The sequence below is a fragment of the Geothrix fermentans DSM 14018 genome, assembly GCF_000428885.1.
In the GTDB taxonomy this organism is placed as follows: domain Bacteria; phylum Acidobacteriota; class Holophagae; order Holophagales; family Holophagaceae; genus Geothrix; species Geothrix fermentans.
On record NZ_AUAU01000040.1, the window covers coordinates 1 to 10,135 of the forward strand.

The window sequence follows — 10,135 nt, forward strand, 5'->3', positions numbered from 1 at the left end:
TCGAGGATGCGCTGCTGCACCTGCTCGGGGTCGTGGCAGTTCATCCCGCACACCTGCTGGGGCCAGGGCCAGTCCCGGCGGCGCAGCAGGGGGATCGAGAGGCGGATCTCGGGGTGCCACTTGCCGCGCGAGTCCTTCTCGATCACGAACAGCCCCGCGCACCGTGCCATCCGCGGCGACCACACCACCGGGGGCGGCGCCAGGTCCCAGCCGGCGTCATGGAGGATGGCCTGGGCCCGGGCGCGGAGCGTGAGGTGCATCCTTCAATTTTGGCGGAATCCCGGTCCGGTTGGGTCATGTTCGGGCTATGTGTCAGCAGGTGAGCCTGTAATCGAATCTGTCATCGAGGTTCAGGTGGTGGTCCCTGTTGACCTTTTCAGCCGGAAAGGCCCCCCCGCAGGAATCGGAATTTCCCCTTGGCTGGATCCTACCCCACGAGGTTGATGGCCCCACGCATCTCCTCCTCGCGGGTCTCAATCTAGATCATCGTGGTCTCGACCTTCGAGTACCGCATGAGCTTCTGGATCGTCGGTAACGGCACACCCCACTTGTTGAGAGTGTTGGCGAAGCTCGCCCAGAGGCGGTGGTCGGTGATGTCCTTGGGTAGGCCAATGGCCTTCGCTGCCCTCCCGATGAAGCGGATGGGCATGAAGGCTCCGTTTGAATTCATCTCCAGTGAGGTGCTGTTCGGATTGGAAGGGGTCGGCATCCGGGGGATGCGGCACCGGGGGCGTGTCGAGGTTGGCTAAGAGATGAAGTCTCACTCTCCAAACAAACAGTCCACTACCGTTCAGCGGCAAAAAACGACCGTTCGGGGGTACTCCTTGAGGTGTCTACCTGCTCTCTGTAGTTTTTCGCTAACTTCGGAGGGCATCATGTCGGATCAAGACAAGTGGGAGTTCTATAAGGACGCCCAGGGTGAGTGGCGTTGGCGCCGAGTCGCGGTGAATGGTCGAGTGGTTGGTGCCTCATCACAGGGCTACAAGAACCAAGCCGACTGTGTTGAAAACGCACGACGGAATGGCTACCACGGATAGGTGGTGCCTGGTTCGAAGAGGACCAGGACAGATGATGAAGCATCACACGGCTTGAACCCTGCTCCACCTCTGGCCATTCTCGCTGCCATCCGAGGAATTAGAGACAATATGTCTAGAGTATATTAAATTTTACACTGTTTCATAATTGTTATTGTGATATATGTCATAAAATAGTATTAATTTGTTGTATTTGAATTGCAATATTGGTTATTTCGGTTGCTCTCGGGTCGTTTTCGAATTTGAGTTGATCCAGATTTCAACACGGTTTGAATCTCCGCGAGGTTGCGCATGTTTGGTGCCTTTTCCCGCTGGTTTATGGCGCTTTGCCTTGCGGTAGTTACGCCGCTGCTGGCCGGTCCAACCCCTATTACCGTTACCGTGAGTCCGAGCGCGGTCAACCTGGTGCCTGATGCTCAACAACAGTTCATAGCAACGGTAACGGGGACTACCAAGACTGCAGTTACCTGGTCCATCGCCAGCGGAGTAGGGTCGATTGACGCGACAGGTCTCTACACGGCCCCGAGTGATACAGGCACCTGCATGATAAAGGCAACGTTGAACTCGGATATTACCAAAACAGGAACGGCGACGGTCACAGTCGCAAAAAACATTCAGGTCGCACTCAGTCTGGATTCGCCTAATTATGCGATGCTGCAGACACTCTATCCTGGTGATCAACCAACCTTTAAAGTGGCAGTGACGGGTGGAATCAATAATTCTCTGGGAGTCACTTGGTCATTAAATGGTGGGGAAATCATAAGAACGTTTAATTATTCATATGAACCGCCTGGGACTTCGCGCATGACTTATCAGGCACCTTCTATGCCAGGAGTATACCTCATCACGGCTACAAGTAATGAAGACTCAAGCAAGTTTGCGAGTATTACCATCCAAGTGCTGGACCCTTCTATGGTAACACTCTATGTGAGCCCCAATTCCCTGACTGAAACACCATTATATTTAGCCGGATTTTCAGTATCTGTTCGTGGGGGATCCACAGGTATCGCAAAATGGACCACCACCGGTGGCAAACTCTCTCAGTCCATAACCACAGGCGCCACTTCACAGTCTTACCAACTTCCCCCGTTGGCAGGCACATATCAGGTCACAGTGACGCCGGAGGACGATCCCTCCAAAAGCCAGACAATCCCCGTGACGGTTGTAGAAGCGACAACGCCTACCATCTACGGCATTGAGATCGGGAACCAAGCCTATCTCCCAGGATCAAACGCTCAGGTGTCGCCCTACTTTGCGGCTTCAGGGGCAACTTCAACCATGTCGCCAGCCCCCGGGGTTGTTACCAATGGTAATTCATATCCAGTCCAACCGAGTACCCTCACCCAATATTTACTTACCCTAAAAGTTAATGCTCAAACCTCACTCACCTTGTTAAGCGATTGGGTGGCTCCAGCGATAGGAGCCTCGGCAACGAAAGACTTACAACTACTGACGGCCACAGCGTACGACAAGCGTACTGGTGGTTACTCGGTTGAGATTCTGCCTAATGGTAAAATCGCAATTGCTGGGGGTGGCAAGATAACCCCTAATAATGTATTCATCCATGATGATGTATCAGTCCCTGTGCCCGATGAGCGAATTTATGACCCTGCTACTGGAGACGTATCTATTTCACCTGATGTATTCAGGGCCAATCACGTATCTTTGGTCCGAGCTGATGGGGGCGTTTCTTATTTCGGTGGAGCTGCACATGATGGCTTTGTTGCTGATTCCCTCGTTGGACCGTATGGCAGTTTAGATAATACCGAGCAGGGACTTCATGATAGATATCGTGGTGCACAGGTACTTCAATTACTTGATGGTAGAATTACGCTCCTAAATGGAGAGGGTGCTTACACATTTTGGGATGATGCGGCGCATAACTATTATTTGGTTCATCCCATTATTAGGTCTACGAGTTGGATAGAAACCCGAGATATTAGAACAGGAACAACCGATTATTGGAACTCTCAAAACGAAATGGCTTTTGGAAAGGCGGTCCTGTTGCGGGATGGCCGAGTGCTTCTTGGCGGGGGGCAGCCAGAGGTATTGAATCTTACGACGAAGACTTCAACCCTAGCTGCAGGTTTCAAGGGGTGGTGGGCTGGTCAGAATGGCATAACTAGCCGCATTGCAGGTGCGGCACTTATGGCTGATGGGAAGGTACTCATTACTTGAGCGTAGTACATTTTCGGAATCGAGTTTCCCCATTTATTCTCAGTGGATTGGCATCTGGGATCCAATTTCAGATACCTATGCAAGGAAAATCCAGGCTCCAAACAGCACCATTGCAATCTCTATGTGGGAACCCATCGGTGATGGCATCTATCCGATAGGGTTCATCCAGCGTGCGTCCATTGGCTCTTCCTTCGAGACCCCGGCATTCAGAGGGTCATATATTGTTTTCTATGATTCTGTGAAGAATGCTGTGGTTGTCAGCGAGGATCTGAAAATTCCCCTAGGAACGCGCTGGATTGGGATGACTGCCCAAGGTGATTCTTTGATTGAATTAATGAATAATGGAGCTGTTGAACCTTGGCGAGTCAAACTTAATTTGCCCGTCACGACTTTCCCTGCGAGTTTCGCCATCCCCCTGGGTGAACCATTCAAACTCTCTTGCTGGACCGCAAAGACTGAACCGATCACTTGGTCAGTCCTGGAGGGGGCGGTAGGCGGAACAGTCGCCCAGGATGGCACCTACCACGCCCCTACCACGGCCGGAATCTATCATGTCGTGGCGACCACTGCTAGTGGCAGATCCGTATCGACCGTACGGGTGATTCCCACGCCCCCTATCGTGAATGACTTGGTTCTCGACAAAGTCTCGGGCCAAGCCGGCACGGTCGTTAATGTCACCTGGAATACTCAGTGGGCGGATGCCATTCACCTTCAAATGCGTGATAACAGCGGGACCGTCTTGCAGGACCTGGATGTCATGGGTGTGAGCACGGCAAGCATGACCGCGACATCGGCCACTGCGAGCTTCGCCTTAGTTGCGAGCAATGCCTCCGGCATTGAGGAATCGAGAGTCTCTTTCACCCAGTGGGCTGTCTGGAATGTGTCTATCAATCCAAGCGGCACTCAGTACATGCCAGCCGGTACCATCCGATCCTTCACGGCCTCAATAAGCGGCACCCAGGGAACCCCCAGTGGCGTGACATGGAGTTCGGTGCCTGCAGGAGCGATCACAGTGGAGGGCATCTTCACGGCCCCGGTAGCTGAAGGGAGCTACACCGTTACAGCTACGAGCCTCTTTGATCCAACAAAGAGTGCCACAAGCACTGTGGTTGTCGGGATCCCCGCCACCCTCGCCAGTTTCACGGCAAGTCCCACCGTGGTGCCAGCTGGGGCACCCACTACGCTCAGTTGGCAATCAACCGGTGCCACTTACCAAGTTCTCACGACTCCCCCTGACCAATACGGCAACGGAGGGCAGAGTTGGAATGTGACATCTTATTCAAGTTTCAGGCTTTATCCGACCAAGACCACAACCTACACCCTCAGCGTAAGCAACTATTACGGAGGGGCCGCCAAGGACGTTCAAGTCATTGTCAGCCCCATCACAGCAATCGGGATCACTCCGACCAATGCCATCGTCTACACGGGGATTCCCCTTTCATTCGGCTCGTCCATCACTTCCACTGGTAGCACGGCGGTGACCTGGAGCACGGACGATCCCAAGGGAGCCATCTCTGGTATCGGGTTGTCCGCCACCTACACCCCCGGAAACACCCCAGGTTCCTTCCACGTGACCGTGACCAGCGTGCTGGACCCCACCCGCAGCGCGACGGCAGTGGTGACCGTCATTCGGCCTCAGGTCACGCTCTCCATCACCCCTCTCAACACTGCCCTGATGACGGGTCAGAGCCTCAGCCTGGGTTCCTCCATCCAGGTGACGGGGAGTTCCGATACGAGCATCGTCTGGAGTTGTTCGGGCGGGAACATCCTTCCTAAAGGCGCCGCGGCCTTCTATACGGCTCCGCTGATCCCGGGCCTCTATACCGTCACGGCCACCAGCACGGCCAACCCGGATGTGTCGGCCATCACCACCATCCAGGTGTCGGCACCCTCCAGCTCTACGCCCACCCTGTCGATCCTGCCCCAGGCGGCCACGCTTCAGCCTGGCCAGCGGCTCTTCCTCGGGACAGCCTATGCCACGACCGACCCCAGCCTCGGCCTCGACTGGGCCGCAACCGGGGGCAACCTGGCACCCGATGCCAGCACGGCCTCGGCGTTCTTCAGCAGCCCTGCGGCAGGAGCCTACACGGTCACGGCCACCAGCCGGGCCACTCCCTCCCTCATCTCCCCCCCGGCTGGGATCACCGTAAACGCGGCCCAACCCCTGGCCTGGGCCGTGATGCCCTCGGCCCTCACGTTGGGCACGGGGCAATCCACCTTGTTTGAAGCCATGGACAGTTCGGGCGCCATCCGCCCGAAGGTGCAGTGGACAATTCTGGAGGGTACTGCCGGAGGCTTGGTGACGGACGCGGGGCAGTACTTTGCCCCCACCACGGTAGGGGTCTATCACCTCGTCGGAATCAACCCCGATGATCCATCCCAGACCGCCACGGCGACGATCACGGTGCTTGCGGGTGGGGGAGGAAGTGGTTCTGGAAATGCCACCCCCACGAATCAGGGTGTCGCGGTCGCGCCGGACACAGTGTCCATTCCTTCGGGGACCTACCAAAGCTTCTCGGCCGTCGTTGCGGGCCTGGACGACCAGTCCGTGACCTGGGTTGTGGAGAACGGGCCTGCCACGGCCACGGTGGATACCTCCGGGGTGTTTGTGGCCAACCAGCCGGGCACGTACCGGGTCTTTGCCACCAGCACAGTCAATCCGGTGCTGAACGGATCAGCGGTCATCACGGTGGTGTCTTCCGTGACCCCCCTTGCTGGCGCGCCGTCGGGCGCGTGGAAGGGTTACAGCGTGACCTCCCTTCAGAATGGGAAGATCCTGATCGCCGGGGGCTACGACGGAGCAAGCTATCTTTCGACAGCCTACCTCTACGACCCAGATTCAAAGACGTTCGCTCCCACCGGCGGCCTCCTGCAAGCGAGGGGATGGCATACGGCCACGCTCCTGAACGATGGGCGGGTGCTCATCGCGGGTGGATCTGGCTACTTCAAGTGGCCCACGGACCCGAATGCAATCACGCAGCTTCAAGGTGTGCGTTGGGGCGAGATCTATGATCCCGCGAGCGGGACGTTCCAGGCGCTTCCCGTGCCGCCGGGCTTCCCGACTTTCCCGGCGGGGTTCATGCGTGGGGCTCATTCCGCTCCGACGGAAACCGGAGATGCCGACAGTGGGGCGGCGGCTCTCCTGGCGAACGGCCAAGTTCTGGTCGTGGGGGGAACGGATGATCCGAACGACTATTGGATCAATCGATCCGACGTGTTCATCCCGGCGACGGGGACCTTCGATCTGACCAATCTGGTTCCAGATCCGAACACCCCCGGCTCGTACATGTGGGTGGATTCCTCGAATTACGTCAATACCTGGATTGGCACGGCCGTCGTCAAACTGCTCGACGGACGTGTCCTCATGACGGGCGGTGGACAGAAAACCAGTGACGGTGGCCGTGTCTCGTTGTCCGAGTCGAAGATCTTCGATGGGGCCTCTCAGACCTTCACCACGGTGGCTCCGATGCTGACCCCTCGTCTGGGCCACACATTGACGGTGCTGTCCGACGGACGAGTATTGGCTACAGGCGGGTATCAGGCCTTCCAACTTGCCCTGGATGGGTGGTGGTATGGGATTTCCACAAATCAATCTGAAATCTACGATCCTGCGTCGAACATATGGACCGTTGCGGGGAATATGAGTGAAGCTCGCGGAGACCATGCGGCGATTCTCCTGCCCACCGGGAAAGTGATGGTTGTTGGTGGTATCACTCAATATGGGGATGGTTCCAAGAGCTGGCCCAAGACAAGTGAACTCTTTGATCCGGACTCGGGGACTTTCTCCGTCATGGATCACCTCGACTACGGATTGTCCGAGCCAAAACTAGCGCTCCTTCAAGACGGCAGCGTGTTTGTGGCTGGTCAGGTTCAGGCTCCGATGGAACCACCTGCTCAGCAATCACAGAGTAATGGCTTGAAGATGATGGCGGCGGCGGATCTGGCGGGTAATACGCTGACTTCCGGATCAACGCTGATGGGTGTGATTTCAAGCAGTTGGAATGTAATTGCATGCCCTGAGGAAGCGTCATTGAAATACGACAAAGTAGCCAAAGTGCTAGCTCCAGAAATTGGGGATACCTGGCATGAAGGCTTAATTCCCAAAAAAGCTACAATCAGCGTGCCCATGGCCGGTGGGGTTAATGAAGAAAATCGGTATTTCATTCTTAAGATCAAGAAACCAAGCCCCAATTATTCAATCACTGGATTCGCAGTGACTCTAAAGGCTGGTAATCAAAACCAGGTAGTGAACGGTCCAATTTCTGCTGATTATTCACAACTCTTTTCTCGGTCTGATGTGACTTATTATCACGGACTCCCTGCGCCTCCCGGAGATCCGACTGATGAAGCTGAAAGAGAATATTTACGAAAGCAATGGCTTCAAGCCTGGCTTCCGGCAAGTACCCCATCAGATCACGTAACTGAGTTCTACAAAGTGCGCGTGACCATGAAGACAAATGCTCCCTCTGCAATTCAGTATGGTGTCAACGGTCAATTACCACCCTCCGACACACTCAACTATGAGTTCAAGATTTACTACACATTGAACGGAGTTTCCGGCCAGCCCTTCACCCTGCCGCCATGGAATGTGCCAACGATTATTCAGGCCCATTGGGATGCATCCCAACTCTTTCAAGGGCAATCTTATGGAACGCGCAACAATGATCAATGGTGTAATCTAAGCACATTCTCGTGGGTTTCTGATCCAGCCAAACGTGGGCTTTTGGAGCCAGTGAACGATATTAGTTTGGAACACGGAAGGAACACCGGGCACTCATACAGCCACCTTGATGGTCGTCAGGCGGATATGTACCACCCGGCGTACACCACCTTCATTGGGAGTGTGAGCAACACCAGTGGAACCCAGTTTAGAGATACTCAACTAATTCCAACGCTACAAAGGGCGCGGGGTTGGGTTGAACGAGATGCAAATTATCAACCCATAAGAACCGTCCCATCAGACCCTGATGCTGTGAGGAAGCTGGCCCAATGGATTCGGAACGCACGGGTGAAAATCCGCGATTTTATGACGGTGGATACCGTGGGCCCCTTTGGCCTCAACAGCTTCATCTACATGTCAACGGCGGGCGATGGATACCCACAGTTCGTCGCTGAGGCGCAGCAATTGCGGGACCTGATGCTTACAGGTGCTTGTATTCCGTTGTCCGCCCCTTGGACAGATGGCACCACTTCGGGCTCTATCTGGTACAGCGATCTAAACCTCACCAATAATCCTGCAATCCAGCCGGAATCAGATCGTCCTCAACCATGGGGTGTTGATGACAAGCAGTGGATTGGAGACACCACGCCTCAGGGTGTCCACACGAATCACCTCCATTTACAGTGGGGAACAAAATCCAAGAATTTTTTAAATTAGGAGAGCCCATGCAATTGTTAGTCGCAATGCTGCTATCGGTGTCTTTGGGGTTAAACGGGCAAGAGGCATCAGGGATGCCCAAAGAAATTCCTGCCAAGATGCCAATAAGGCTCAGATCGGATTTTGAGCGAGGCAAAGAGGGTGATGTTTTCGCCATGATCCGCGCAAACAAGTGGCATGACGGCGTTGAAACGGAGGTTTTCCCCAAGGCTCTTATTCGGGAAAAGCTTGAGGTACTCGTTAAGCAAGGCAATGCCAAGGCCATGATCATGCTGGCTGACAATCTTCCATGGGATCAAGAAAACCAAGAGAAGAATAAAGCCTTGAAAGAGCGCCGCAGAAAACTTGTCGAGCAGGCAGCTTGGTTGGACGAACCATCTGCAATGGGTGTCTACGCTGATTCCCTTTGGCGTCTAGATAAAAATAAAGAAGAAGCCATTAAATGGTGGGTCAAAGGGAAGCGCATGTTTGAGGATCGAGCCAAACAAGGAGATCCCGAGGCGATTGTGGCTATGGCAAATTATGGACCTATTCCTCCAATCGAGGATGATCCTGCCCATCGCTCATTATTTTCTGGGAAGGAGTGGATGGAATGGTTGAGAAAGGCTGCTGAATTCGATCGGGACTCTGCATGCCGATATGGTATGCGCACTCATGAAGTCCACTGGATCGAGAAGGCTGCGAATGATGGGGATTGGGTGGCCATGGTTGAAATGGGCCGATTCTACGCATTCGGTTTCCCGTCGGTAGGGGGTGGGAAAACAACTGCCGTTACTGACCGCACGGACCCAAGCAGGTCCATTCCGCAACCCCCTTCAACGAGGAAGACCGACCCCGTGAAAGCATGGGAATGGTGGGAGAAGGCTGAGGAATTGGTGGGTTGGGACTTGGTGCAAGAGCGCCTACCAGAGATTGGGTCCGCGAATTTTCCGAAGAGGCCAGAGAAGAGATAGTGAATTTTTGTTCTCCATCCACTGCCGATGTTCGAGATAAGACCCTCCCGCTTTTCGGCAGTTTCAGAAAGGGGCCTCGGCCCTTTTCTGTTTTCCCCCCTGCCGTTTGTCCTGGTCGTGAGCCCCCCCCGTCATCTCGGGGGCTCATGGCCGGGCGCAAGCGAAGCGCTGGATTGTGAGGTCTTTGGCGCATAGATGTGTCGAATCCTTCCACGGACACCCCGCGATCCGGGAGCGCGCCAGGCGCATTTCCTGGCGCAATGTCGGAGGGGTGTGTTGCCCTCACCCTTTCTTCCCGCCTACGCTCCCCTCGGAAGCCAGACCCACCGAGTAGGAATGACCGTGAATTCTCTTCTTTCTGCCCCAGCAAGGGAATGCCGGTCATCGGTGGAGTTCCTCGCGATGGTTTGGCCAAGAGGTTGCACCTGTCACCGAGACTGTCCGGGCTCTTTCCGGCGCAGTCGAGCTGGTTGATTCAAGGGCAGTTCAAGGCAGGAAGAGCTTGTAGTGGATCAGCTCGTGCTCGAGGATGCGCTGCTGCACCTGCTCGGGGTCGTGGCAGTTCATCCCGCACACCTGCTGGGGCCAGGGCC

6 protein-coding genes are annotated in these 10,135 nt (G+C 55.1%); 4 read left to right on the top strand and 2 right to left on the bottom strand.

Going from position 1 to position 10,135, the window contains the following annotated elements:
* Both G398_RS17735 and G398_RS20430 read right to left on the bottom strand, forming a co-directional pair.
* A partial coding sequence (locus G398_RS17735; protein ID WP_043484816.1) for a hypothetical protein occupies window positions 1-260 on the bottom strand: 260 nt, incomplete at its 3' end.
* A 218-nt stretch (window positions 261-478) separates the two neighbouring features.
* Window positions 479-649: a tyrosine-type recombinase/integrase gene (locus tag G398_RS20430; protein ID WP_169720649.1), complete on the bottom strand. Its 171-nt coding sequence runs from the start codon at window positions 647-649 to the stop codon at window positions 479-481.
* Window positions 650-875: 226 nt separating this feature from the next.
* On the opposite strand from G398_RS20430, the gene G398_RS22120 reads away from it, so the two are divergent.
* From G398_RS22120 to G398_RS20840, 4 genes are all read left to right on the top strand, one after another.
* Window positions 876-1,037 (top strand): DUF1508 domain-containing protein, encoded by a 162-nt coding sequence (locus tag G398_RS22120; RefSeq protein ID WP_084512463.1) that lies wholly within the window; start codon window positions 876-878, stop codon window positions 1,035-1,037.
* Between the two features lie 288 nt (window positions 1,038-1,325).
* Complete coding sequence (locus G398_RS20830; RefSeq protein WP_157492380.1) at window positions 1,326-3,212, top strand: Ig-like domain-containing protein; 1,887 nt, start codon at window positions 1,326-1,328, stop codon at window positions 3,210-3,212.
* A gap of 121 nt (window positions 3,213-3,333) precedes the next feature.
* The gene (locus G398_RS20835; RefSeq protein WP_169720650.1) at window positions 3,334-8,589 is read left to right on the top strand and encodes a tRNA wybutosine-synthesizing protein 4 beta-propeller domain-containing protein; all 5,256 of its coding nucleotides are present in this window, start codon (window positions 3,334-3,336) and stop codon (window positions 8,587-8,589) included.
* A gap of 8 nt (window positions 8,590-8,597) precedes the next feature.
* A complete protein-coding gene (locus G398_RS20840) occupies window positions 8,598-9,542 on the top strand; it encodes an SEL1-like repeat protein (RefSeq protein ID WP_157492382.1) in 945 nt (314 codons plus the stop codon).
* Window positions 9,543-10,135 lie beyond the last annotated feature (593 nt).